The organism is Austwickia sp. (assembly GCA_016699675.1).
Lineage (GTDB): Bacteria > Actinomycetota > Actinomycetes > Actinomycetales > Dermatophilaceae > Austwickia.
In genome coordinates this window covers 4,123,185-4,147,495 of sequence record CP064985.1, presented here as the reverse complement: position 1 = coordinate 4,147,495, position 24,311 = coordinate 4,123,185, and the positions used below count along the sequence as shown (strand labels likewise).

Annotated in this window: 17 protein-coding genes and 1 pseudogene; 6 read left to right on the top strand and 12 right to left on the bottom strand. The window is 72.0% G+C overall.

Annotation, left to right across the window (positions count from 1 at the left end):
- Positions 1 to 89: 89 nt before the first annotated feature.
- On the top strand, positions 90 to 2,204 hold the full coding sequence (locus IPK37_18915; protein ID QQS00814.1) for a type IIA DNA topoisomerase subunit B: 2,115 nt from the start codon (positions 90 to 92) through the stop codon (positions 2,202 to 2,204).
- A gap of 37 nt (positions 2,205 to 2,241) precedes the next feature.
- On the opposite strand, the gene IPK37_18910 is transcribed toward IPK37_18915, so the two are convergent.
- The gene (locus IPK37_18910) at positions 2,242 to 3,264 is read right to left on the bottom strand and encodes a sucrase ferredoxin (GenBank protein ID QQS00813.1); all 1,023 of its coding nucleotides are present in this window, start codon (positions 3,262 to 3,264) and stop codon (positions 2,242 to 2,244) included.
- A 97-nt stretch (positions 3,265 to 3,361) separates the two neighbouring features.
- Positions 3,362 to 4,336 (bottom strand): MarR family transcriptional regulator, encoded by a 975-nt coding sequence (locus IPK37_18905; protein QQS00812.1) that lies wholly within the window; start codon positions 4,334 to 4,336, stop codon positions 3,362 to 3,364.
- Positions 4,337 to 4,491: 155 nt separating this feature from the next.
- Between IPK37_18905 and IPK37_18900 the strand changes: the two genes are divergently transcribed.
- From IPK37_18900 to glpK, 3 genes are all read left to right on the top strand, one after another.
- A complete protein-coding gene (locus IPK37_18900) occupies positions 4,492 to 6,255 on the top strand; it encodes a glycerol-3-phosphate dehydrogenase/oxidase (protein QQS00811.1) in 1,764 nt (587 codons plus the stop codon).
- A 353-nt stretch (positions 6,256 to 6,608) separates the two neighbouring features.
- Positions 6,609 to 7,370, top strand: coding sequence for an aquaporin family protein (locus tag IPK37_18895; GenBank protein QQS00810.1), 762 nt, complete (start codon positions 6,609 to 6,611; stop codon positions 7,368 to 7,370).
- Between the two features lie 89 nt (positions 7,371 to 7,459).
- Positions 7,460 to 8,989 carry a glycerol kinase GlpK gene (gene glpK, locus IPK37_18890; protein ID QQS00809.1) on the top strand — a complete coding sequence of 510 codons (1,530 nt, stop codon included), beginning with the start codon at positions 7,460 to 7,462 and terminating at the stop codon, positions 8,987 to 8,989.
- 14 nt (positions 8,990 to 9,003) lie between these two features.
- Here the strand turns inward: glpK and IPK37_18885 are convergent, their stop codons facing one another.
- The 4 genes and pseudogenes from IPK37_18885 to IPK37_18870 all read right to left on the bottom strand — a co-directional run bounded on the left by IPK37_18885 (position 9,004) and on the right by IPK37_18870 (position 13,898).
- A complete protein-coding gene (locus IPK37_18885; protein ID QQS00808.1) occupies positions 9,004 to 9,432 on the bottom strand; it encodes an FHA domain-containing protein in 429 nt (142 codons plus the stop codon).
- A gap of 84 nt (positions 9,433 to 9,516) precedes the next feature.
- A complete protein-coding gene (locus IPK37_18880) occupies positions 9,517 to 9,921 on the bottom strand; it encodes an NUDIX domain-containing protein (GenBank protein ID QQS03015.1) in 405 nt (134 codons plus the stop codon).
- A gap of 717 nt (positions 9,922 to 10,638) precedes the next feature.
- Positions 10,639 to 13,065: pseudogene (locus IPK37_18875) on the bottom strand (DNA topoisomerase IV subunit A).
- A gap of 290 nt (positions 13,066 to 13,355) precedes the next feature.
- Entirely contained in the window at positions 13,356 to 13,898 is a 543-nt protein-coding gene (locus IPK37_18870) for a PadR family transcriptional regulator (protein QQS00807.1), read from the bottom strand.
- Between the two features lie 123 nt (positions 13,899 to 14,021).
- Between IPK37_18870 and IPK37_18865 the strand changes: the two genes are divergently transcribed.
- The gene (locus IPK37_18865) at positions 14,022 to 14,864 is read left to right on the top strand and encodes an alpha/beta fold hydrolase (protein ID QQS00806.1); all 843 of its coding nucleotides are present in this window, start codon (positions 14,022 to 14,024) and stop codon (positions 14,862 to 14,864) included.
- Between the two features lie 142 nt (positions 14,865 to 15,006).
- Here the strand turns inward: IPK37_18865 and IPK37_18860 are convergent, their stop codons facing one another.
- Both IPK37_18860 and IPK37_18855 read right to left on the bottom strand, forming a co-directional pair.
- Positions 15,007 to 15,771: a 3-hydroxyacyl-CoA dehydrogenase gene (locus tag IPK37_18860; GenBank protein ID QQS00805.1), complete on the bottom strand. Its 765-nt coding sequence runs from the start codon at positions 15,769 to 15,771 to the stop codon at positions 15,007 to 15,009.
- A gap of 244 nt (positions 15,772 to 16,015) precedes the next feature.
- Positions 16,016 to 18,142, bottom strand: coding sequence for a PTS mannitol transporter subunit IICBA (locus tag IPK37_18855; GenBank protein ID QQS00804.1), 2,127 nt, complete (start codon positions 18,140 to 18,142; stop codon positions 16,016 to 16,018).
- Positions 18,143 to 18,334: 192 nt separating this feature from the next.
- Between IPK37_18855 and IPK37_18850 the strand changes: the two genes are divergently transcribed.
- On the top strand, positions 18,335 to 19,381 hold the full coding sequence (locus IPK37_18850; protein ID QQS00803.1) for an alcohol dehydrogenase catalytic domain-containing protein: 1,047 nt from the start codon (positions 18,335 to 18,337) through the stop codon (positions 19,379 to 19,381).
- Positions 19,382 to 19,603: 222 nt separating this feature from the next.
- Here the strand turns inward: IPK37_18850 and ptsP are convergent, their stop codons facing one another.
- The 4 genes from ptsP to IPK37_18830 form a co-directional block, all read right to left on the bottom strand.
- Positions 19,604 to 21,304, bottom strand: coding sequence for a phosphoenolpyruvate--protein phosphotransferase (ptsP, locus tag IPK37_18845; protein ID QQS00802.1), 1,701 nt, complete (start codon positions 21,302 to 21,304; stop codon positions 19,604 to 19,606).
- A gap of 82 nt (positions 21,305 to 21,386) precedes the next feature.
- The gene (locus IPK37_18840) at positions 21,387 to 21,656 is read right to left on the bottom strand and encodes an HPr family phosphocarrier protein (protein QQS00801.1); all 270 of its coding nucleotides are present in this window, start codon (positions 21,654 to 21,656) and stop codon (positions 21,387 to 21,389) included.
- Between the two features lie 255 nt (positions 21,657 to 21,911).
- On the bottom strand, positions 21,912 to 23,804 hold the full coding sequence (locus IPK37_18835) for a PTS fructose-like transporter subunit IIB (GenBank protein QQS03014.1): 1,893 nt from the start codon (positions 23,802 to 23,804) through the stop codon (positions 21,912 to 21,914).
- A 47-nt stretch (positions 23,805 to 23,851) separates the two neighbouring features.
- On the bottom strand, positions 23,852 to 24,301 hold the full coding sequence (locus IPK37_18830) for a PTS sugar transporter subunit IIA (GenBank protein ID QQS00800.1): 450 nt from the start codon (positions 24,299 to 24,301) through the stop codon (positions 23,852 to 23,854).
- Positions 24,302 to 24,311: the final 10 nt, after the last annotated feature.

The window sequence follows — 24,311 nt, the reverse complement described above, 5'->3', positions numbered from 1 at the left end:
GGCGTGGCGCACGCGAGCTCTGTCAGTGCGCGGCGATACCCTGAACGGCGACCAACGACGCACTCTCACCTGCAGAAAGGACGGCATCTGTGGCCGTCTCGACGCCGGCCAACACGCCGGGTAGCTACAGCGCACGCCACCTCCAGGTGCTGGAGGGCCTCGAGGCGGTGCGCAAGCGACCGGGGATGTACATCGGGTCCACCGACGGCCGCGGCCTCATGCACTGCCTGTGGGAGATCATCGACAACGCCGTCGACGAGGCGCTGGGGGAGCACTGCGCCCACATCGATGTCGTGCTGCACGACGACGGCTCCGTCGAGGTGCGGGACGACGGCCGCGGCATCCCGGTCGACATCGAGCCCCGCACCGGCCTCTCCGGGGTCGAGGTGGTCTTCACCAAGCTCCACGCGGGCGGCAAGTTCGGCGGCGGCAGCTACGCGGCGTCCGGCGGTCTGCACGGGGTCGGCGCGTCCGTGGTCAACGCCCTGTCCGAGCGGTTGGACGTCGAGGTCGACCGGGGCGGCAAGACCTACGCGATGAGCTTCCACCGGGGCGAGCCCGGGGTCTTCGCCGACGGCCCCAAGGGGCCGCGCGTGGACGCGCCGTTCACGCCGTACGTCGAGGGCAGCGAGCTCCGGGTCGTCGGCAAGGCGCGGCGTGGCGTCACGGGCACCCGCATCCGCTACTGGGCCGACCGGCAGATCTTCCTGCCGGAGGCAGGCTTTGCCTACGACGAGCTCGTCGCCCGGGCCCGCCAGACGAGTTTCCTCGTGCCCGGACTCGAACTCGTGGTGCGCGACGAGCGCCGGCAGGACGGGGCCGACGGGGCTACCGAGGAGCGCTTCCTGCACTCCGGCGGAATCGGCGAGTTCTGCGAGTTCCTGGCGCCGGACGCGCCGGTCACCGACGTGTGGCGGCTGCAGGGCGTCGGGCACTTCCACGAGCGGGTGCCGGTGCTCGACGCGCAGGGCCACATGACGCCCACCGACGTGGAGCGGGAGTGCCACGTCGACGTCGCCGTACGGTGGGGGACCGGCTACGACACCCGCGCCGAGGCGTTCGTCAACATCATCCACACCCACAAGGGCGGCACCCACGTGGCCGGCTTCGAGCAGGCCCTGCTCAAGGTGTTCCGCCAGCAGCTGGAGGTCAACGCGCGGCGCCTCAAGGTCGGCGGGGACAAGGTCGAGAAGGACGACATCCTCGCGGGCCTGACTGCCGTCGTGACCGTTCGGCTGGCGGAGCCGCAGTTCGAGGGCCAGACCAAGGAGGTGCTCGGCACCAACGCCGTGCGGGGGATCGTCGCCCGGGTCGTCGAGAAGCAACTGACCGCCCGGCTGACCTCGACCAAGCGCGACGACAAGGCCCAGGGCGCCCAGCTGCTGGAGAAGGTCGTCGCCGAGATGAAGTCGCGGATCTCGGCGCGCACCCACAAGGAGAACCAGCGCCGCAAGAACGCCCTGGAGACCTCCACCCTGCCCAGCAAGCTGGCGGACTGCCGCAGCAGCGACGTGGACCGCACGGAGCTGTTCATCGTCGAGGGCGACAGCGCCCTCGGCACGGCCAAGCTGGCGCGGGACAGCGACTTCCAGGCGCTGCTGCCGATCCGCGGCAAGATCCTCAACGTCCAGAAGGCGTCCGTGGGGGACATGCTCAAGAACGCGGAGTGTGCCTCGATCATCCAGGTCATCGGCGCCGGCGTGGGTCGCAGCTTCGACCTGGAGCAGGTCCGCTACGGCAAGGTCATCATCATGACCGACGCCGACGTGGACGGCGCGCACATCCGCACGCTGCTCCTGACGCTGTTCTTCCGCTACATGCGCCCGCTGGTGGAGTCCGGTCGGGTCTACGCCGCGGTGCCGCCACTGCACCGCATCGAGGTCGTCAACCCGGGGGCGAAGAAGAACGAGCTGATCTACACGTACTCCGAGGCGCAGATGCGCGCCACCATGACCCGGCTGCGCAAGTCCGGCCGGTCGGTCAAGGAGCCGCAGCGCTACAAGGGGCTCGGAGAGATGGACGCCCACCAACTGGCCGATACGACGATGGACCGGGCTGCGCGCACGCTGCGGCGGGTGACACTCGCCGACGCCGAGGCCGCCGAGCGCGTCTTCGACCTGCTCATGGGCAGCGACGTCCCGCCGCGCAAGGACTTCATCGTGGACAGCGCGCACACCCTCGACCGGGAGCGCATCGACGCCTGAGCGGACGCGCTCGCCCGGCTCAGCGGGTCTGGCCGGGTCAGCTGGGCTCGCCGGTCACGACGTACGTCGTCTGGTCCTGCCCGGGCTTGCCGCAGGACGCGGGCGGGGCCGGGGCCGTCCGCGCCGTGACGACCACCGGCCAGGACCGGCCGTCGCGGTGCGCCACGACGTACCGGCTCGCCGCCCGCCGTCGGGCCGCGCCGATGAGCCGGCCCAGCACGCCGCCGCGTCCCGCGGAGCTGACGGACAACGCGTCGTACGACGTCTCGCCGGTCACCTCCCGCACGGAGGCGTCCGCCGCCTGCGCCGCCGGGTCCAGGTGGGCCAGGCCGCGCAGGTGTCGGTAACCTCCGCCCGCCGTGCCGACGACGGCCGGCAGGCATCCGACGGCGGCCGCGTCCAACGCCGCCACCGCGAGCGGGCCGTCGAGGCGGGCGAACATGGCCCCGTGGGGCAGGACGAGCCCGGTCGGCGCGTACCGGTGACCCCCCGTGTGCGTGCACTCCCACACCAACGGGCCGCGCTGGCCGGCCGCATAGCCCGCAACCGCCCGGCCGCGCGTGGCGCAGCACTGATCACGCTTGCCGTTGGTGCACACCAGCAGCAGCGGCGCGGGACACGGCGCGAGCTCCCGCAGGGCGGCGACCGCGGCCGCGGCGTCCCCGGCCGCGACGGCCGCCCACGGCAGCGACACCAGGACGGCGGGATCGTCGATGAGGCCCTGCAGGAGCCAGGGCTTCCCTGTCGCGGCTCCGCCGGCGAGGAAGATCCGTCGCGGGCCGACGGTGTCGCCCGGCCGCCGGTCGCCGACCGCGCGGATCAGCAGGGCGCGGCCGCCGGCGGCCCGGGTCGCTTCGTCCAGCGGGCCGCCGATCGCGGGGTCGAGGCGGGAGTCCACGAACGCGTGCACGCCCCAGGGGCCGGGCTGCTCGAGGCAGAGCCAGAACGCCGCCCGCGTCGCCGTACCCCACACGGGCGCGTCGACGTCGTCCCACATCCGCGAGCAGGCCTCCTCGGCGCGTCGGGATGGAGGGGCGGGGGTTACCGTCGCGTCGGGCACCGATCCACCGTACGGCGACCCGACCGCTCGCGTGGTCGAGAAGCGGAGGGGAGGTCAGGTAGACAGGTCGCTCGCTCGCCCGATCACCGTGGCTCGGTCACCTCCTGGGCCGCTCCGGACCCCCGCCGCTGATGGTGAGCACCGCGCGGGCCGTCGGTTCGTCGATGACGAGATCGGTCACCGCGCCCGAGCGCAGCGCGCCGACCGTGGCCGCGGCGCGGTGCCTGCCGGCGACGACGCACACCCGCCGGCGCACCCGGGCCAACACCGCGGGGCTGGGGCCCGAGGCCCGGGCGTTCAGCGGAATGTCGGCATAGGAGCCGTAGGCCCGCAGCGTGACCGTACAGATGTCACCGACGGCGCCGAGCCGTAGCAGCTCGGCCATCTCCTGGGAGGTGAGGTAGCCGCCGGCGTACACGTGCGACAGCTGCGGCCCCGAGAACGAACCGACGCCGAACAGCGCCAGATCGAGGTTCTCGTGGAGGTCGAGGACCCGTCGCACGGCACGCTCCCGCCAGAGGGCCTCCTTGGTCGTCACGTAGTCGAAGAAGGCCGGCACCGGGAAGTAGTGCACCTCGGCGTCGAACGCCGCGCCGAACCGCGCCAGGATCTCCCCGGCGTAGGCGATGCCGGAGCTGGAGGTGCTCGCCGCCCCATTGAGCTGCACGATCGCGCTGCCGTGGGTCGGCTGGGGGGTCAGGTGGGTGGCGACGGCGCTCACCGTCGTGCCCCAGGCCACGCCGAGGGCCGTGTCGTCGCCCATCAGCCCGTTGACGAGGCTCGCCGCCTGGCGGGCCACCGCTTCCAGGTGCGTCGCGGGCGGCGCGGACTCCCGAATGGGTACGACGTGAGCGGTCACCCCGAAGGCGTGCTGGAGCTGCTCGGCCAGTCGCGAGGGCACCCGGGTGCCGGGAGCCAGGGTGATGCGCACGAGCCCGCTCTCGCGCGCTTCGCGCAGCAGGCGCGAGACGGTCGAGCGGGACATGCCGAGCCGCGCGCCGATGGCCTCCATGGTCTGGTCCTGGAGGTAATACAGGCTGGCCGCCTCGTACATGGCGTCGCGTCCGTGCATGGGTTCAGCGTAGTTCTGCACGTTCGTGCACGCACCTTGCCCATTCGTTCAGCCGGGCGCATTGTGGTCATGACGACAGCGATCTTCCAGGTCCGATGCGGGCCGTGGGGACGATGATGGAGGGGCGCCCCGTGGGCGTTCGAGGAGGAGAGAACATGAGCACGGCGCTGACGATGCAGTCCCGCGACCGGGCACTCGCGGCCATGACCGATGCCGAGGGCGTGGACGTCCTCGTGGTGGGAGGCGGCGTCACCGGCGCCGGCATCGCCCTCGACGCGGCGACGCGCGGCCTGCGCACCGCGATCGTCGAGGCTCAGGACTGGGCCGGCGGGACCTCGCAGTGGTCCAGCAAGCTGGTGCACGGCGGCCTGCGCTATCTCTACAACCTCGACTTCGCCCTCGTCGCCGAGGCGCTCAAGGAGCGAGGGCTTCTCCTGGAGCGCACCGCGCCGCACCTGGTCAAGGCCCAGGCCTTCCTGTGGCCCCTGAAGATGCCGGTCATCGAGCGCAGCTACAGCGCGGTGGGCGTGGGCATGTACGACGTGTTGGCCCAGATCGGCGGCGGCGGACGCCGCGCCGTCCCGGCCCAGAAGCACTACAGCAAGAAGGGCGCCAAGAAGCTGTTCCCCGGCATCCGCGACGACGCCCTCATCGGTGCGATCCGGTTCTACGACGCGCGCGTGGACGACGCCCGCCTGGTCATCGACCTGGTGCGCACGGCCGCCGGATTCGGCGCCCTGGCCGCCAGCCGCACGCAGGTGGTGGGCTTCGACAAGGATGCCGACGGCCGCGTCGTCGGCGCCCGCATCCGCGACCTGGAGGGTCGCCAGGACCTCCACGTCAAGGCCAAGTACGTCATCAACGCCACCGGCGTCTGGACCGAGCAGACCCAGGACCTCGTGCGCGACGACGCCGGCCTGCGCGTGCTCGCCAGCAAGGGCATCCACATCGTCGTGCCGAAGGACCGCATCCAGGGCTCGACCGGGATCTTCCTGCGCACCGAGAAGTCCGTGCTGTTCATCATCCCCTGGGACCGCTACTGGGTGATCGGCACGACCGACACCGCCTGGCACGAGGACCTGGCGCACCCCGTGGCCACGGCCGCGGACATCGACTACGTCCTCGACCACGCCAACTCGGTGCTCGCCGACCCGCTGACCCGCGACGACATCATCGGCACGTACGCCGGGCTGCGCCCGCTGCTGCAGCCGAAGACGAAGGGCGACGCGAGCTCCGCGAAGGTCAGCCGGGAGCACACCGTGACCGAGGTGGCGCCGGGCATGTGCGCCATCGCCGGCGGCAAGCTCACCACCTACCGGGTGATGGCGCAGGACGCCGTGGACTACGCCGTGACCCACCTCTTCGGGGAGGGCGGCGCCGAGGCGTACCCCTGCGTCACCACGCAGATCCCCCTCGTCGGGGCTGCCGGATTCCGGGGCGTGCAGGCGCGCCGGCACCTCATCGCCGCCGAGCGCGGCTGGGACGATGCGCGCGTGCAGCACCTGCTGGACCGGTACGGCGACGAGATCGACATCATCCTGGCGATGATCGACGCCGACCCCACCCTCGCGGCGCCGCTGCGCACCGCGCCGGCGTACCTGCGGGCCGAGGCGGCGTTCGCCGTGACCCGGGAGGGTGCCCTGCACCTGGAGGACATCCTGCGCAAGCGGATCCGGCTCGACTACGAGACCCGCGACCGCGGCGCGTCGGCCCTGCCGGAGCTCGCCGAGATCGTCGCCCCGTTGCTGGGCTGGGACGCCGAGCGGACCGCGTGGGAGATCGACTGCTACCGCGCCCGCGTCGCCGGCGAGGACGCCGCGGAACGCGAGCGCTCCGATGAGGCGGCCAGCGCCGCCCGGTCGGCGGTCCCCGACCTCGTGCCGATGGTCGCTCCCGACCTGGCCGCCATGGTCGCCTGACCGATCTGCTGGGACGGTCGGCCCGACCGACCTGCTTGACCTGGTCAGGCTGACCGACCTGCTTGAGCGATCGGCCTGACCGAGGCCGCCTGACCTAGGGCGCCGGGCCTGGCGCGTGTCTCCCCTCGACACGCCCGAGGCCGAGCCACCGAAGCGCCCCCTCCCACCGGTCCCGCGTGCCGTGCGCCGTTCGGCGCGCGGGACCGGTATGCCGTGCTGCCCTTCCCGGCCACGGCGTACCCCCAGGGCGCGCCGCCCGCGGCGCCCCTCCCACCTCGCCCACACCGCGAGGCCCACGGTTCTCGCGGACCTCGCCGCCTGGGCGCCTTTCCGCACAGAATCGAGCCTTTGTCATGCCTTGTGTGCTTGCGGCTGCCGCGCCCCCGACCGTCTCCCTGGGGGATGTGTTCCTCTCCGAGCTGTTCGGGACCGCCGTCCTCGTCCTGCTCGGCGTCGGCGTCGTCGCCAACGTGTTGCTCACCCAGACCAAGGGGCACGGCGGCGGCACCCTGATGATCAACTTCGGGTGGGGCCTGGCGGTCTTCGCCGGCGTCTACGTCGCCTACCGCTCGGGCGCGCACCTGAATCCCGCGGTCACGATCGGCCTGTGGGTCAGCGGCGCGGCCGACTACGCCCCCGGCGTCGAGGTCACCGCCGGGAGCACGGCGGTCTACCTCCTCGCCCAGTTCGTGGGCGCCTTCGCGGGGGCGGTCGTGGCGTACCTGGCCTACCGGGACCACTTCGACGCCGAACCCGACCCCGAGAGCAAGCTCGGCTGCTTCGCCACCTCGCCGGCCATCAAGAACCACCCGTGGAACCTCGTCACCGAGGTCATCGCGACGTTCATCCTCGTGTACGTCGTGCTGCGGTTCGGCAACACGCCCTCGCAGCTCGGCCCGCTCGCGGTGGCGCTGCTGGTCGTCGGCATCGGCGCCAGCCTGGGCGGCCCCACCGGCTACGCCATCAACCCGGCTCGCGACCTCGGCCCCCGGTTCGCCCACGCCGTCCTGCCGATCGCGGGCAAGGGCACCTCGCGGTGGGCCTATTCGTGGGTGCCGGTGGTCGGACCGCTGCTCGGCGGGATCCTGGCCGGGCTGGTGGCCCGCGGATTCTGAGCCGCCCGGTCGGCGGTGTGCCGACATGACCCAAAACCTGTGCGGCCGCGATCCGCGGCCCCGTCCCGATGACGAGAAAGACTGAAGACATGACGGAGAAGAAGTACGTCCTCGCGATCGACCAGGGCACCACCAGCTCCCGCGCGATCCTGTTCGACCACGGCGGCCAGATCGTCAGCACGGGCCAGCTCGAGCACGAGCAGATCTTCCCCCGGGCGGGATGGGTCGAGCACGACCCGAACGAGATCTGGCGGAACGTGCGCGAGGCGGTCGGCCAGGCCCTGTCCCGCGCTGAGATCAACCGCCACCAGATCGCCGCCGTCGGCATCACCAACCAGCGCGAGACCGCCGTGGTCTGGAACCGCAAGACGGGCGAGCCGATCTACAACGCCATCGTGTGGCAGGACACCCGCACCCAGCAGCTGTGCGACAGGCTGGCCGGTCGGGAGGGCCCGGACAAGTACAAGGACATCTGCGGCCTGCCGCTCGCGACGTACTTCTCCGGCCCCAAGATCCGCTGGATCCTCGACAACGTCGAGGGCGCCTGGGAGCTGGCGGAGAAGGGCGACCTGCTGTTCGGCAACACCGACAGCTGGGTCATCTGGAACATGACCGGCGGCGTCGACGGGGGAGTGCACGTCACCGACGTCACGAACGCCTCGCGCACCATGCTCATGAACGTGCGCACGCTCACGTGGGACGAGGGCATCTGCAAGGACATGGACATCCCGATGTCGATGCTCCCGGAGATCCGGTCGTCCTCGGAGATCTACGGGTACGGCCGCAAGCAGGGCCTGCTCGTCGACACCCCCATCGCCGGGGACCTCGGCGACCAGCAGGCTGCCACGTTCGGGCAGGCCTGCTTCGCCAAGGGCATGGCCAAGAACACCTACGGCACCGGTTGCTTCATGCTCATCAACACCGGCGAGGAGGCCGTCACCAGCAAGAACGGCCTGCTGACCACGGTCGCGTACAAGATCGGCGACAACAAGCCGATCTACGCCCTGGAGGGCTCCATCGCGGTGGCCGGCTCGCTGGTCCAGTGGCTCCGCGACAACCTCGGCATGATCGCCACGGCCCCGGAGATCGAGAAGCTCGCGGCGACAGTCGAGGACAACGGCGGGGCCTACTTCGTGCCGGCGTTCTCGGGGCTGTTCGCGCCCTACTGGCGCAGCGACGCCCGTGGCGCCCTCGTCGGTCTGACGCGGTTCGTGAACAAGGGCCACATCGCGCGGGCCGCGTTGGAGGCGACGGCGTTCCAGACCCGCGAGGTCATGGAGGCGATGATCGCCGATGCGGCGGAGCAGGGCGTCGAGTTGACCGAGCTGAAGGTCGACGGCGGCATGACCGCCAACGAAACCCTCATGCAGTTCCAGGCCGACATCCTGGGCGTGCCGGTGGTGCGGCCCCAGGTCGCGGAGACCACGGCCCTGGGTGCGGCGTACGCCGCCGGCATCGCCGTCGGCTTCTGGGAGGGTGAGCAGGACGTGATCGACAACTGGGCCGAGGGCGCGCGCTGGGAGCCGGCGATGCCCGACGAGCAGCGCGAGAGGCTGGTCCGCAACTGGAAGAAGGCCGTCACCAAGACCTTCGACTGGGTGGACGACGACGTCGACTGACGCCCCCGACGGCGTCAGGCCGTCGGATCCTGGCCCGCGAAATAGAGGAAGCGACAGCTCCCGAAGCGGATCTCGTCGCCCTGATGTAGCGAGACCCTGGTGGCCAGCATGTTGTTGACGTAGGTGCCGTTGAGGGAGCCGGCGTCGCACACGTCGTAACCGTCGGCGGTGCGCACGAACGAGGCGTGGTGGCGCGACACCGTCCCCGAGGACAGCCAGATCGGGCAGTCCTCGCCCCGGCCGACGGCCACCTCGTCTCGCCAGATCAGCACCCGCGACCCCACGGTGGGACCGCCGATGCCGACGAGCATGGCGGTCCCACCGCGCAACTCGGTCACCGCGGCGATATCGTCCGGGGTCAGGTGATAGGCCTCGGCCAGTTTCCCGGCCAGCCAGGACTGCGTGGGGTATTCCTCGTTGGGTTGGGGCGCCGAGTAGACCATGGGGGCTCGCTCCCGCGCGGGCTCGGGGATCCGGATTCCGTCAGTGTGCGCTCCCGGCAGGCCCGTAGCCAAGGGCCTGCCGGGTCAGTCGACGCCCGGGACGAGGGCCTTGCCGAGGCGGTCCAGGAACTCGACCTGCCCGGAGACCAACGCGACGCGGGCCTGCGGCACGGTCTGCCACTGCGCCCGGTCGATCTCCGGAAAGCTCTGGCGCCGACCGGATCTCGGCGGCCACTCCATCTCGAACGTGCCCGGTTCCAGCAGCGCCAGCGTGACCGGGGCCTCGACCGCCCACGCGGTGATGACCTTCCCGCTCTTCGTGCGGACCGCGCCGAGCGGCAGCCATTCGCTCTCGGGGGCGGGCGCCCCGGTCTCTTCGAGGAACTCCCGCCGGGCCGCCGCCTGGGCGTCCTCGACGGCGGCGTCGTATTCGCCCTTGACGATGGACCAGGCGCCCGCGTCCTTGCGCGCCCACAGCGGGCCGCCCATGTGCGCGATGAAGACCAGCAGCGTGCCGTCCTCCCCGTGTCGGTAGGGCAACAGCCCCGCGCTCGTCTTCGCCACGACGCGCCACGTTACGCCCCGGGCGTGCGGCGCAACGATCAATACCCCGACGTTCGACACCTTCTGGGCGGAAACCGCGGGTAGTGATCGCCGCGCGTGACGGCCCGTCCCTGGATTCCGCGCCTACTCGCGGCCGACCTGCACCGCGTCACCGAAGTCGTCCGGATCGTAGTCGCTGCGGTCGACCTCCGGGTGCGGCCGCGGGCCCCGGGTCACCGGCTCGGCTTCCAGGTCGAACAGTGCGTCGCCCGCCGCCAGCCCGGGTTCGGGCTGCCGCCGTGGTGCGCGGCCGGTAGCGCGGCTGGTGGAGCCGGAGCTGCTCGGGAAACGGCCGGGGGAGCGGTTCGGAGCCTCGCGGGCGCCGGCGACCCCCAAGGTGGCCTCGTCCGGCTCGGTGCTCACCTCCGCGGCCTCGGTCACCGTCGAGGAGGTGGCGGCGGCCGAGCCCGCCGAGATCGCCCCGCCGTCCGAGCCGTCGGCCCTCGTCGCGGCGGACCGAACAGCACTGCCAGGGGTGTCCGGTCCGCCGGAACCGCCGAGACCGGCAGGCCCGGCAGCACCCGCCGGGCCAGCGCCGGGTTCGCGCGGGCCGCCGGGTCCGGGCGGGGCGTCGTTCCAGGGACCGTCCCCGTAGGCGCCCGCCACCGAGGCGATCGGCGCCGTCGCGGGCGTGCCCGAGCCGTCGCGCCGGCCGGGCTCCGCCGGCAACGCCACCGGCACGCCGTTGGCCCCGGCCGCCCGAGCCGGCGTGCCACCAGCCCAGCCGAGCAGCAGCCGGGCCTCGCCGCGCAGGAACCGCTGGCAGCGGACGCCGCCGGTGGCGCGCCCCTTCGCCGGGTACTCCGCAAACGGCGTCACCTTGATCGAGCCCGCCTCCGTGCCGGGCAGCGCGTCGCCCGACCCGGCGATGGTGACGACGACCGGGTCGTCCCGATCCGGGTTCACCGCACCGAACCAGATGGCCTCGTCGCGCGCCCCCAGCTTGATCCCGGCCATTCCGCCGGCCGCCCGACCCTGCGGGCGCACCGCGTCCGCGGGGAAGTGCAGCAGCTGGGCCTCTCGGGTCACGAACACCAGGTGCTCCTGGCCGGTCGTCAGCTCCACGGCCCCGACGACCCGGTCGCCATCCCGCAGGGTCACGCACTCGAAGTCGGGCCGACCCGGATAGTCGCACGCCACCCGCTTGACGACACCCTGCGCCGTGCCCAGCGCCAACCCCGGCGACGAGGGTGCTAGCGAGAGCAAGCACAGCGGTGTCTCGCCCTTGGGCAGGTCGAGGAAGGCCGCCAGCGGGGCGCCCCCGGACAGGTTCGGCGCGTCGTTCGTCGGCGGCAGGGTGGGCAGCTCCAGGCAGGACAGCCGCAGGACCCGGCCTGCGGACGTGACCACGCCGACCTCTCCTCGGGCGGTCGCCTTCACCCGGGAAACCACGGCGTCGTGCTTGGCCCGGCCCCCCGAATCCGACAGGGGCGCATCGGAACTCGTCCGCGCCAACAGCGCCGTGGAGCTGAGCAGCACCCAGCATGGGTCGTCGGCGACCTCCAGCGGCGTCGCGCTGGCCTTGACCTGCACGCCGGCTCCCTCGAGCAGGACGGTGCGTCGCGGCGTACCGTGCGCCTTCGCCACCTCCGCGAGCTCGTCCGAGACGACCCGCAGCAGCAGCGCGGGATCGTCGAGGATCGCCCGCAGTCGGGCGATGTCCTCGATCAACTCGCCCTGCGCCTTCTCCAGCTCGATCCGGGAGAACTTCGTCAGCCGCCGCAGCTGCAGGTCGAGGATGTGGTTGGCCTGCGTCTCGGACAGCCCGAAGGCCGCGATCAGCCCGGTCCGTGCGGCGGCGGTGTCGTCGGCGCCGCGCACGATCCGGATGACTTCGTCGATGTTGAGGATCGCGAGCAGGAGACCCTCGAGCAGGTGCAGGGCGCGTTCCTGCTTGGCGAGGCGGTACGCCGTGCGCCGGCGTACGACGTCCGTGCGGAAGTCCACGTAGACGCGCAGCAGCTCGACAAGGCCGAGCGTGCGGGGCTGCCCGCCCACCAGGGCGACGTTGTTGATGCCGAAGCTGTCCTCCATCGGCGTCAGCCGGTAGAGCTGCTCCAGCACCGCGTCGGGGTTGAAGCCGTTCTTGACCTCGATGACCAGGCGCAGGCCGTGCTTGCGGTCGGTGAGGTCCTTCAGGTCGGAGATGCCCTGCAGCTTCTTGCCCTGCACCAGGTCCTTGATGCGGTCGATGACCTTCTCCGTGCCGACCAGATACGGCAGCTCGGTGACGACGATCCCCTTCTTGCGCGGCGTCAACGCCTCGACGCGCGCGGTGGCGCGGGTGCGGAAGGTGCCGCGGCCGGTCTCGTACGCCTCGCGGATCCCGTCCAGCCCCACGATCAGCCCGCCACCCGGCAGATCGGGCCCCGGGACGAACCGCATCAGCTCCTCGAGCGTGGCCTCCGGGTGGTCGATGAGGTGCCGGCAGGCGCCGATGACCTCGACGAGGTTGTGCGGCGGCATGTTCGTCGCCATCCCGACCGCGATCCCGGAGGCGCCGTTGACCAGCAGGTTCGGGAAGGCCGCCGGGAGCACCTCGGGCTGGGTGAGGGTCTCGTCGTAGTTGGGGACCGCGTCGACGACCTCCTCGTCGAGGCTGGTCGTCATGAGGAGGGCGGCGGGCGCGAGCCGGGCCTCGGTGTACCGGCTCGCCGCCGGCCCGTCGTCCAGGGAGCCGAAGTTGCCGTGCCCGTCGATGAGCGGCAGCCGCAGCGAGAAGGGCTGGGCCATCCGCACCAGGGCGTCGTAGATGGCCGTGTCCCCGTGGGGGTGGTACTTACCCATGACCTCACCGACGATGCGGGAGGACTTCACATGCGGCCGGTCGGGCCGCAGCCCCAGCTCGGCCATCGCGTAGAGGATCCGGCGCTGGACCGGCTTGAGGCCGTCGCGCGCGTCGGGCAGGGCGCGGCTGTAGATGACCGAGTACGCGTATTCCAGGAACGCCCCCGACATCTCCTCCTCGACGTCGATGTCGACGATGTTCTCGACGATGTCGCCGTCGGCGGGGGGCGTGCGTTTGGCCATGCGGGGCGGTTCTCCTGGGCGGAACGTGCGGGCGGTCGGGCCTGCGGGGGAGCCGGGCGGCGACTCGCAGCGTACCTCGGCGCCACCCGCGGGCCGCGGAGCGCAGGCTCCGGGGCGGTCCGGCCATGGGGACGTGGAAGCGGCCCCGGCGTCGTCGCGTCTTCCCCGCGGGACGACGCCGCGGCCGGTAATGCCATGGTCACCCGCGCGGGGGTCCGATCCCGCCCGCCACGCCGTACGGCGGAGGTGGCGCTGGTCACGCGATCCCGCCGGTCACGCGATCTCGCCGGTCACCCTCGCAGGCGGTCGAGCACCCAGTCGCACCATGCGATGTCTGCCTGAGCGCCGAGGACGCCACCGGTGACGGCGGCGAGATTGCCGAAGCGGGGGGTGTCCGGGGTCGGATCGCCGTCGGCGACGATCCCGGATCGCTCGGCGGCGTATACGGTCAGCGCCTCCGCGTGGCGACGGCGCCACGACTCGACCAGCCCGATCGCCTCGTCCCGGGGAAGGAACCACAGCGAGTAGAACTGCAACGTCTTGACGTCGCGCACCGGTCCCCCCGCAGCGGGGGTGGCCAGCCAGCGCCGCAGCTCATCGGCGCCGGCGTCGGTGAGCCGGTATCGACGCGTGGGGCGCGGGCCCGCCCCGGCGATCTCCTCGCCCACGATCAGTCCCGCATCCTGCAGCCGAGCCAGTTCCGGATAGATCTGGCTGTGCCGCGCCGCGTAGAAGAAGCCCGCCGGCCGCTCCATGCTGCGGGCCAGCTCGTACCCGGTCGCCGCCTGGCGCGCCACGAGCGCCAACAGCGCTAGGCCCAACGTCGACGTCACGAAGGGGGAGCCTACGGGCTCCTTCGCCGCCCCGTGGGGACGCCTGCGGCTGCCCGGGGTCGCCGCACCACGCAGGTCTATGTCTAACTCGACATAGACCTGTAACCCCGTCAGGATGTCTCCATGCGCTTCTCTCGCCTTCTGACCGGTGCCGCGGCGCTGGCCGGCGCACTGTCGCTCGCCGCCTGCGGCGGCGGCACCACGCCTGCGCCCACCGCCGCGGCAAGCTCGTCCTCCGCGAGCGCGTCACCCACCCCGGAGCCGCCCAAGGACACCCGGCCCATCGACGAACGCTGCCTGCGTCAGACGGGGTTCGCGCCGACCTCGTGGCGCACTCCCGCCGGAAGCACCGTCTCCGGCGCCACGCTCGGCTCGGGCGAGCGGACGCTGGTGCTCCTGCACTCCACCGGTGCGAGCGGGCTGTGCGAGGGCTGGCCCATCGGCAAGGTCGCCGCCGCTCGGGGGATGACGGTGGTCGCGGTGGACGCCTGCGCCTGGGGCGGCTCGAGCTGCCTGCCCGCCGACGCGGCCGACCCCCGGGTGGCGGTCCGGACCGTCGTTGACCAGCTCCGGGCGCGCGGCGCGAAGCCGATCACGGTGATGGGGTCCTCGATGGGCGGCACGGTCGCCCTGGCGTCGGCGACCCTGGACGGCGTCGACGCCGTCGTGGACGTCTCCGGTCCGGGCGGTTGGGCCGGCGTTCCCGATGCCGCGACCAGCGCCCAGGCGGCCGCCGAACGGAAGGTGCCCACCTTGCTGGTGGTGGCGGACAAGGACGAGGGATCGATCGTCGCCGGCGTCACGTCGGCCGAGAAGGCGGCGCCGTCCGCGACCGCGATCCACGCTGCCGGCGACGACCACGGCTTCGCGCTCCTGGTGACCAGCGAGACCGTGGCCAGCCCCGCGGCCAGCCCGACCGGGGCCCAGGTGCTCGACTGGATCGCCGCGGTGAAGCCCCGCGCCTGAGTCGACGGGCCTGATGCCTCAGGCCTGACGCGACTGGGCCTGACGCGACTGGCTCAGGCCCGACGGGCCTGAGCCGACGGGCCTGAGCCGAGAGGTCCCAGGCGAGCACCGACTCACCAGGCCGGCCGGACGCGGGGTGGGGTCAGCGCGGAGGCATCCGCAGGGCGCCGTCCATCCGGATGACCTCGCCGTTGAGCATCGGGTTGTCGATGACATGGGCGACGAGCGAGGCGAACTCGCTCGGCTTCCCGAGGCGGCTGGGGTGCGGGACCATCGCGCCGAGGCTCGCCTTGGTCTCCTCCGGCAGGCCCGCCATCATCGGGGTCTCCATGGTGCCGGGGGCGACGGTCATGACGCGGATCGCCTTGTCTGCGAGGTCGCGGGCGGCGGACAGGGTGAGGCCGACGATGGCGCCCTTGCTGGAGGCGTAGGCGGCCTGACCGACCTGCCCGTCGTACGCCGCGATGCTCGCCGTCATGACAATGACGCCGCGGTCACCGTCGACGGGCTCGTTCTCGGCCATGGCAGCGGCGGCCAGGCGCAGGACGTTGAAGGTGCCGATGAGGTTGATGTCGATGACGGTCTTGTAGCTGTCCAGCGGGAGGGGGCCCTTGCGGCCGAGGACCCGTCCCGGGGTGGCCACGCCCGCGCAGGTGACGGCGATGCGCAGCGTGCCGAGCCCCTTGGCCGCGTCCACGGCCGACTGCACCTGGTCCTCGTCGCGGACGTCGGTGGGGCAGAAGACGACCCGGTCCCCGAGCTCGGCGGCGACGGCCTCGCCGGGGGAACTCGGCAGGTCGAGGATGACCACCGCGGCGCCGGCGGCGTGCAGGCGGCGGACGGTGGCCTCGCCGAGGCCGGAGGCGCCTCCCGTGACGATGGCGGCGGTGTCGGGCGTGATCTGCATGAGGCTCTCCTGCGGCGCGGGGTCGAGGCGGACGGCTGCGGGGGCCAGGCTAGCGGCAGGGGCGCCGCGTGGTGAGGGCTTGGCAGCCCGGATTCGCCCGAAAGGGGTGAACGCTCCATCACCGGATGGGCTCGCTCGCCAGCAGATCCCGGGACGCCGAAGGAGGGGCCGACACGGCGCAGGTCGGCCCCTCCTCGGTGGTGCAGGCTGCCCCCGGTTAACGCGTCGGGGGAGCCGTTGGTGCCTAGGCCTCCACGGACGAGAGGATCTCCTGGATCTCCTCGGGTGTCGTGGCGGCCTCCAGGCGGGCGACCTGGCCCTCGTCGAGGAACACGGTCGCGAGCTTGGACAGCAGGGTGAGGTGGTCGTCGCCCGCGCCTGCGATGCCTACGACGAACGTGACCGGGTTGCCGTTCCAGTCAATCGGGTCGGCGTAGCGGACGAACGACATCGCGGTGCGCCGGATCGACCCCTTGGCCTCGTTGGTGCCGTGCGGGATGGCCAGCAGGTTGCCCATGTAGGTCGAGACGGACTGCTCGCGCTCGTGCATGGAGGCGACGTACGTCGCGTCGACCGCGCCCTGGGCGATGAGCAGGTCACCCGCCTCGGTGATGGCACCGTCCCGTTGCGAGGCGTTGCCGTCGAGCCGAATGCCCTGCGTGCTCAGCACCGAATGCTGGGCATCGGTGCCGGAGCCGGCCTCGGCCGCCGGGGCGGCCTGGGTGGCCTGCACGGCCGCCGTACCGTCCACGGCGTGCGGCGTACGGTCCTGCACCGCCGCGCCGGCGACCGCCGCCGTTCCCGCCGCCGCAGCCCCGGCGGACGGGACGGCGCCGGCAGTCGCCGGGGTCCCGCGGTTGGTCTGACCCAGGAGGCCGACGATCTCGTCGTACCGCGGGCTGCCCATGAAGTTGTCCACGGAGACGTGGATCGCCGAGCCGGTGCGCTGGCGAGCGCGCTCGGTGAGGTCCTGGTGGGTGACGACGAGGTCGTAGGTGTCCGTGAGGGCCGCGATCGACTTGTTGATGACCGTCACGTCGTCGTAGCCGGCCTGCTGGATCTTGCGCCGCAGGACGGAGGCGCCCATCGCCGAGGAGCCCATCCCCGCGTCGCAGGCGAACACGATCTGGTGGATCGGGCCGGCGTGGTCCTGCACGGCCGCCGTGCCGGCGGTCAGGGTCGAGGAGGCGATGGACTTCTTGCCCTTCATGGCCTCCATGTCGGCCGTCGCCGCGGCGAGGTCGCCGTCCTCGGCGCGGTCGGTCTTCAGCAGGAAGGACGCGATCGCGAAGCTCACGCCGGCCGCGACGGCGACGGCGAGGATCACGCCGAGGTAGGAGTCCGTCGCGGTCTGCAGCAGCACCGCGATGATCGAGCCGGGCGCCGCGGGGGCGCGCAGGCCGGTGTGGAACAGGACGTTGACGAAGACGCCCGCCATGCCGCCGGCGATGGTGGCCAGGAGCAGCTTGGGCTTCATCAGGACGTACGGGAAGTAGATCTCGTGGATGCCACCGAAGAAGTGGACCAGCGCGGCGCCCGGCGCCGAGGCGCGGGCCGCGCCCTTGCCGAAGAACATGTAGGCCAGCAGGACGCCCAGGCCGGGGCCGGGGTTGGCCTCCAGGAGGAAGAGCACGGACTTGCCCTGCTCCTGGGCCTGCTGGATGCCGAGCGGGGTCAGCACGCCGTGGTTGATCGCGTTATTGAGGAAGAACACCTTCGCCGGCTCGATGAACAGCGACGTCAGCGGCAGTAGCGAGTGGTCGACGAGGAACTGCACGGCGCTGCCGAGCGCGCCGACGATCGCGAGGACGACGGGCGCCAGGATGAACATTCCGACGACCGCCATGATCGCGGCGATGATGCCGGCGGAGAAGTTGTCGACCAGCATTTCGAAGCCCGGCTTGACCTTGCCGTGCACGGCCTTGTCGAACTTCTTCATGACCCACGCGGTGGCCGGGCCCATGATCATGGCGCCGAGGAACATCGGCGCCGCGTGGCCGTTGGCCCCGGTGAAGATCGAGGCGCCCGCCTTGTCGACGGCGCTGGCCACGAGGGTGCCGCTGGTCGGGAGGACGACGCCCATCACGGAGAAGGCGCCGACGACCCCGCCGCGGACGTCGTGGACGAGCTTGCCGCCCGCGTAGGCGATGAGGATCGGCAGCAGGAAGTAGATGCTGGGGCCCACGATCGAGGAGATCTGGGCGTTCGGGAAGGGCCCTTCCGGGATGAACAGGGCGGTGATGAAGCCCCAGGCGATGATCGCGCCGATGTTGGGCATGATCATGCTGCTCAGGAAGGTGCCGAACTTCTGGACGTGAACGCGCGCCGAGCTGCGCTGGGCCCCGGCGGGGGCGAGGGTCGAGCTGGCCAAGGCCGCTCCTTTCACTGGTGATCTACCTCACTGGAGATCTGTGATCACCTTTATAGTCCCCCGTTTCTGTGGGAGTCAACCCTTCTCCGTTGACAAAGACCACACGATCGGGCAGACTCTAGGGCAAGCGACCCACAAAAACAGACATGGCCGGGGCATCTGGGCCATGACCAGCGAGGCAAAGGAGCACCCATGAAGGCGCTGCGGTTTTACGCCCCCGAAGATGTCCGACTCGAGGACATCCCCGAGCCGGTGTGTGGCCCGGACGAGGTCAAGATCCGCGTCAAGAACTGCTCGACCTGCGGCACGGACGTGAAGATCCTGCACAACGGACACGTCAACATCACCCGCGTCACGACCATGGGGCACGAGGTGGCTGGCGAGGTCGTCGAGGTCGGGGCGAACGTGACGGGCGGATTCGCCCCCGGCGACCGCGTGCAGGTCATCGCCGCCGTTCCCTGCGGTGACTGCCACGAGTGCCGCAAGGGCTGGATGGAGGTCTGCCAGAACCAGACCTCGGTCGGCTACCAGTACGACGGCGGATTCGCCGAGTACATGATCGTGCCGCAGGCCGTCCTCAAGGTCGACGGCCTCAACGCGATCCCGGACAACGTCGGCTACGACGAGGCCAGCGCCCTGGAGCCCTTCGCCTGCGCGATCAACGCCCAGGAGCAGCTCGGCATCGAGGAGGGCGACTTCACGGTCGTCTTCGGCGCCGGTCCGATCGGGTGCATGCACATCCGCATCGCCCGCGGTGTCCACAAGGTCGGCAAGGTCGTCCTCGTCGACATCAACGCCGAGCGCCTGAAGATGTCCGCCGACGCGGTGCAGCCCGACTACGTCATCAACTCCGCCGAGGAGGACGTGGTCGCCAAGATCATGGAGCTCACCGGCGGCCGCGGCGCCGACGTCATCATCACCGCCACCCCGGCGAACGTCACCCAGGAGCAGGCCATCGCCATGGCCGCTCGCCAGGGCCGGATCAGCTTCTTCGGCGGCCTGCCCAAGACCGACCCGATCATCAAGTGCGACAGCAACCTGGTGCACTACCGCCAGCTGCACATCCACGGCGCCAACGGCTCCGCGCCTCGGCACCACAAGGCGGCCCTGCAGTACGTCTCCTCCGGCCAGATCCCCGTCAAGGACCTCATCACCAAGCACGTCCCGCTGGACAACGCGCTCGACGCCTTCGGCATCGTCGCGCGCGGCGAGGCGATCAAGGTCACCGTCGAGCCCTGAGCCCGTCATCCCCGGCCCTTGAGCGCGGGCCTGCCACGCGCTCACGGGGACGCCCCCGGCACCTGCCCCTATGGGTGCCGGGGGCGTTCGCATGCCCGCGCCGGTCGCGTCCCACCCCGCAGGGAGATTCGGGATGCCAAGGGCCCCGGGGGACGGTCGTCCCTCGGGGCCCTTGCCGGTGGCGAGCGGGGGGCAGCCCGCCCCACCCGTCGTACGCGTGGTTTACAACAGGTCGAGCAACTGCGGCTCCACGAGCCGCAGCACGGCCCCGCGGGCGTCGCCGGCGGTGCGCGAGGCGACGGCGTATGCCGCCATCTGCTGGCAGGTCGCGAGCGAGTGCAGCCGCAGCGCCGCGCGCACGGCGCGGACCCGGCCGGGTGCCATCGACAGGCTCGTCACGCCCAGGCCGACCAGGACGAGGGCGAGCAGCGGATCCCCGCCGGCCTCGCCGCACACCCCGATCGGCTTGCCGGTGGCGCGGCCGCCCTCGCAACTGGCGCGGACCAGCTGCAGCAGCGCCGGCTGCCAGGGGTCGAGCAGGGCCGCGAGCTCGCCCTGCATCCGGTCGGCGGCCATCGCGTACTGCTGCAGGTCGTTCGTGCCCAGCGACGCGAAGTCCACGACGGAGAGCAGGTGCTCGGCCCGCAGCGCCGCCGCGGGCACCTCGATCATCACCCCGACCTTGGGCAGGCCGACGGCGCGGACCTTGGCGGCGAAGTACTCCGCCTCCTCGACCGTCGCGACCATAGGCGCCATCACGCGGACGTCGGCCTTGGTGGCCTCGTACGCCGCCGCGAGCGCCGCGAGCTGGGTGTCGAGCAGATCCTCGCGGATCATGCCGAGCCGCAGGCCGCGCCGGCCCAGCGCCGGGTTCTCCTCGTGCCCCAGGTCCGCGAAGGACAGCGGCTTGTCCGCGCCGGCGTCCAGGGTCCGTACGACGACGCGCCGGTCGCCGAACGCCGTGAACACCTCGGTGTACGTCGCCGTCTGCTCCTGCAGGGTCGGGGCGCTGTCCCGGTCCAGGAAGAGGAACTCGGTCCGGAACAGCCCCGAGCCCTCCAGATCCTGACCCGCCGCCGAGCGGGCGTCGTCGGCGGTGCCGATGTTCGCGAGCAGGGCGACCTTGTGGCCGTCCTTCGTCGCGCCCTCGCCGGACGATCCCGCCAGCGCGGCCGCGCGCCGCCGGGCCCGCTCCGCGAGCTGGGTCTGCTCGGCCTCGGTGGGCTCGACGATGACCTCGCCGACGCCGCCGTCGACGGCGAGGACGATGCCGTCGCCGAGGTCGGTGACGCCCTTGGCCTGGACGACGGCCGGGATGCCCAGCTGTGCGGCCAGGATCGCCGTGTGCGACGTGGGCCCGCCGGCCGAGGTGACGATCGCCAGCACCGTCTGCGGGGTCAACGTGGCCGTCTCCGCGGGCGCCAGATCGAGCGCGACCAGGATCGAGGGACGCACCAGGTCCGGCACGCCGGGCTCGTTGACCCCGAGCAGTCGGCAGATGGTCCGGTCGCGGACGTCGCGCAGGTCGGTGACGCGCTCGGCCATGTACCCGCCGAGGCTCTCGAACATCGCGCAGTATTCCTCGACCGCCTCGTGCACCGCGCGGGTCACCCCGAGGCCGGCGCCGAGCTTGGTCTCGATGCCGGTGACGAGGCCCGGGTCGCGGGCCATCATGGCGGTCGCCTGCAGCACCGGCTTGGCGTGGTCGGGCGCCTTGGGGAGGCGGGACTCCAGGCCGGCGGCGACCTCCTCGAGGGCCTTCTTCACCCGGTCGAGGGCGAGCCCGGCGTCCTGCGTCGGCGGCTCATCGGCGGCGTAGCCGGGGGCGGGTCGCACCTGCACGACCGGCCCGGTGGCCGTCCCCGCCGAGACCCCGATGCCGTTGATGACGCGGTGGGTTCCCGTCGCGGTCGGCGTCGTCATCTCGGGTCGCCGCCCGTGGCCGCACCGGCCGGCGCCGCGCTGGGCGCCAGCGTGTGCACCACCGCACTGTGGCTGGGCATACTCACTCCGCGTCCAGGTCGCGGGACAGCAGCTCGACGAGGGAGTCCAGCTTGGCGTCCGCGTCGTCGCCCTCGGCCGACAGGGTGACCTCTTCGCCGTTCTTGGCGCCGAGCGCCATCACGGCGAGGATGCTGCGCGCGTCGACGGGCGAGCCGCCCGCCTTGGCGATGGTCACGGGCAGTCCGGTGGCGGTGGCGGCCTGGACGAACAGCGCGGCGGGGCGCGCGTGCAGGCCGACGGCGGAGGCGATGGTGACGGTACGGGTGGACATGGCGGAACTCCTTCGTTCGATGTCGTGCGTTCGGATGTGCTCGTACGTCGGGTGCTGTGGTGCGTCCGGCGCTCGTACGTCGGGTGCTGTCGCACGTCCGGCGCGATGACGGCGGGTGCTGCCGCACGGCCCACGCTCGTACGTCGGGTGCCGTGCGGTGGATTGGTGCCGTTCGTGACCTGCCCTTTGGGTGCCATGGCACCCTCGGTGCAGGTCACGAACGGTGATCGGGGTGCCTGCCGGCGGTCGGGGTGGTCAGCCGGCGGCGGAGGCGCCCAGGGCGCCGACCGAGGCGGCGGTCTGCGCGCCGCCCGAGTCAAGGGCGGCCTTGCGGGCGCCGGACCCCTTGAGGGCGATGACGACCAGGCCGCAGATCACCATGCCGACGACCACCGCGATGAGGAACATCAGCCAGTTGTTGATGAGGGCGATGACCCAGATGCCGCCGTGCGGGGCCCGCAGGGCGCTGCCGAAGGCCATGATCAGGCCGCCCGTGACGGCCGAGCCGGCCATGGACGCCACGATGACGCGCAGCGGGTCGGCCGCCGCGAACGGGATGGCTCCCTCGGAGATGAACGAGGCCCCGAGCAGCCAGGCGGCGCGCCCGTTCTCCCGCTCCGGCTCCGTGAACAGCTTCGGCCGCAGCGCGGTGGCCAGCGCCATGCCCAGCGGGGCGACCATCCCGGCGCCCATCACGGCCGCCATGATCTTCATTTGCGGGGCGTCCGTGACGGCCGAGGTGGCGACGGCGGTCAGTCCGGTCGTCGCGAAGGTGTAGGCGACCTTGTTGACCGGGCCGCCGAGGTCGAAGCCCATCATCAGGCCGAGGATGACGCCGAGCAGGATGGCGCTGGACCCGGACATGCCGTTGAGGGCATTGGTGAGGGCGTCCATGAGGGCCTTGATGGGGCGGCCCAGCAGCAGGATCATGAGGCCGCCCGTGACCAGCGTGGACAACAGCGGGATCACGATGACCGGCATGACGCCCCGCACCCCGCGGTGCACCTTCCACCCGGCGATCCAGCGGGCGGTGAAGCCCGCGATGAAGCCGGTGGCGATGCCGCCGAGGAAGCCGGCGCCCATGGTCGAGGCGATGGCGCCGCCGACGATGCCGGGCACGAGGCCGGGGCGGTCGGCGATGCCGAAGGCGATGAAGCCGGACAGGATCGGGACCAGGAAGCCGAAGGCGGCCGCGCCGATGAGGAAGAGCAGGGCGGCCCAGTGCATCCCGTTGCCGGGGCTGAAGTCCGTCATCAGGTTGGTGACGCCCTCCTTCCCGCCGGTCAGCGCGTACTTGGCCGTCACATCGATGGCGCCGTGGTCCCCGCCGAACAGCTGCGCCAGCATGAAGCCCAGGGCGATGAGGATGCCGCCGGCCGCGACGAACGGGATCATGTACGAGACACCGGTCATCAGCCACTGGCGGATCTTCGTGCCCACGTGGGCGTCGTCCGCGGCCGCCTTGGTGGCCAGTCCGGCCCCGGCGGCGGGTGCCGCGGCGGTGCTCGCGGCGGTCCCGCCCGAGGCGCGCCGCTCGGCGGCCATCGCGGCGGCCTGGGCGATGAGCGCCGGCCCGTCGCTGATGGCCTTCTTGACGCCGACGTCGATGGTGGGCTTGCCCGCGAAGCGGCCCGCGTCACGCACCTCGAGGTCGTGGGCGAAGATCACCGCGTCGGCCCGGTCGATGTCGGCCTGGCTGATGGGCTCCGAGCCGGCCGACCCCTGGGTCTCCACGGTCATCGTGTGCCCGGCCGCCTTGGCGGCCTGCTCCAGCGACTCCGCCGCCATGTAGGTGTGGGCGATCCCGGTGGGGCAGCTCGTCACCCCGACGAAGTGCAGGGGACCGGCGGCACTCGACGTACCGCCTGCTGCGGCGCCGGCTCCGGCGACCCTGGCCTCAGCCGCCGCGACGGCTTGGGCCACGAGCCCCGGGGCGTCGCTGATGGCCTTCTTGACGCCGACATCCACGGTGGGCTTGCCCGCGAAGCGGCCCGCGTCACGCACCTCGAGGTCGTGCGCGAAGATCACGGCATCGGCCGAGTCGATCACCGACTGGTCGAGCGGGCTGGAGCCCGCGGAGCCCTGGGTCTCGACGACCATCTCGTGGCCGGCCGCCTTGGCGGCCTGCTCCAGGGCCTCGGCCGCCATGTAGGTGTGCGCGATGCCTGTCGGGCAGCTGGTGACCCCGACGAGCTTCACGCGTTCACCACCTGCTCGTCGATGATGGCCACGATCTCGTCGGCGGAGGCGGCGGTGCGCAGCGAGGCCTTGAAGTCCTCGCGCATGAGCTTGCGCGCCAGCTTGGCCAGGATCGCCAGGTGGTCCTCGCCGCCGCCTTCGGGCGCCGCGATGAGGAAGACCAGCGTGGCGGGGCCGTCCTCGGCGCCCCAGTCGATGCCGTTCGTCGAACGGCCGAACGCCAGCGAGGGCTGCGCGACCGCCGCGCTGCGGCAGTGCGGGATGCCGATGCCACCGGGCAGGCCGGTCGCCATGATCTCCTCACGCTTGGTGACGTCCACCAGGAACTGGTCCAGGTCGGTGACGCGGCCCGTGTCGAGCAGCGTCTGGGCGAGGGCGCGGGTGGCCTGGGCGCGGTCGCCGGTCGGCAGCTCGAGCAGGACCTGCTGGGCGGTGATGAGGGACATGGGGTGAATC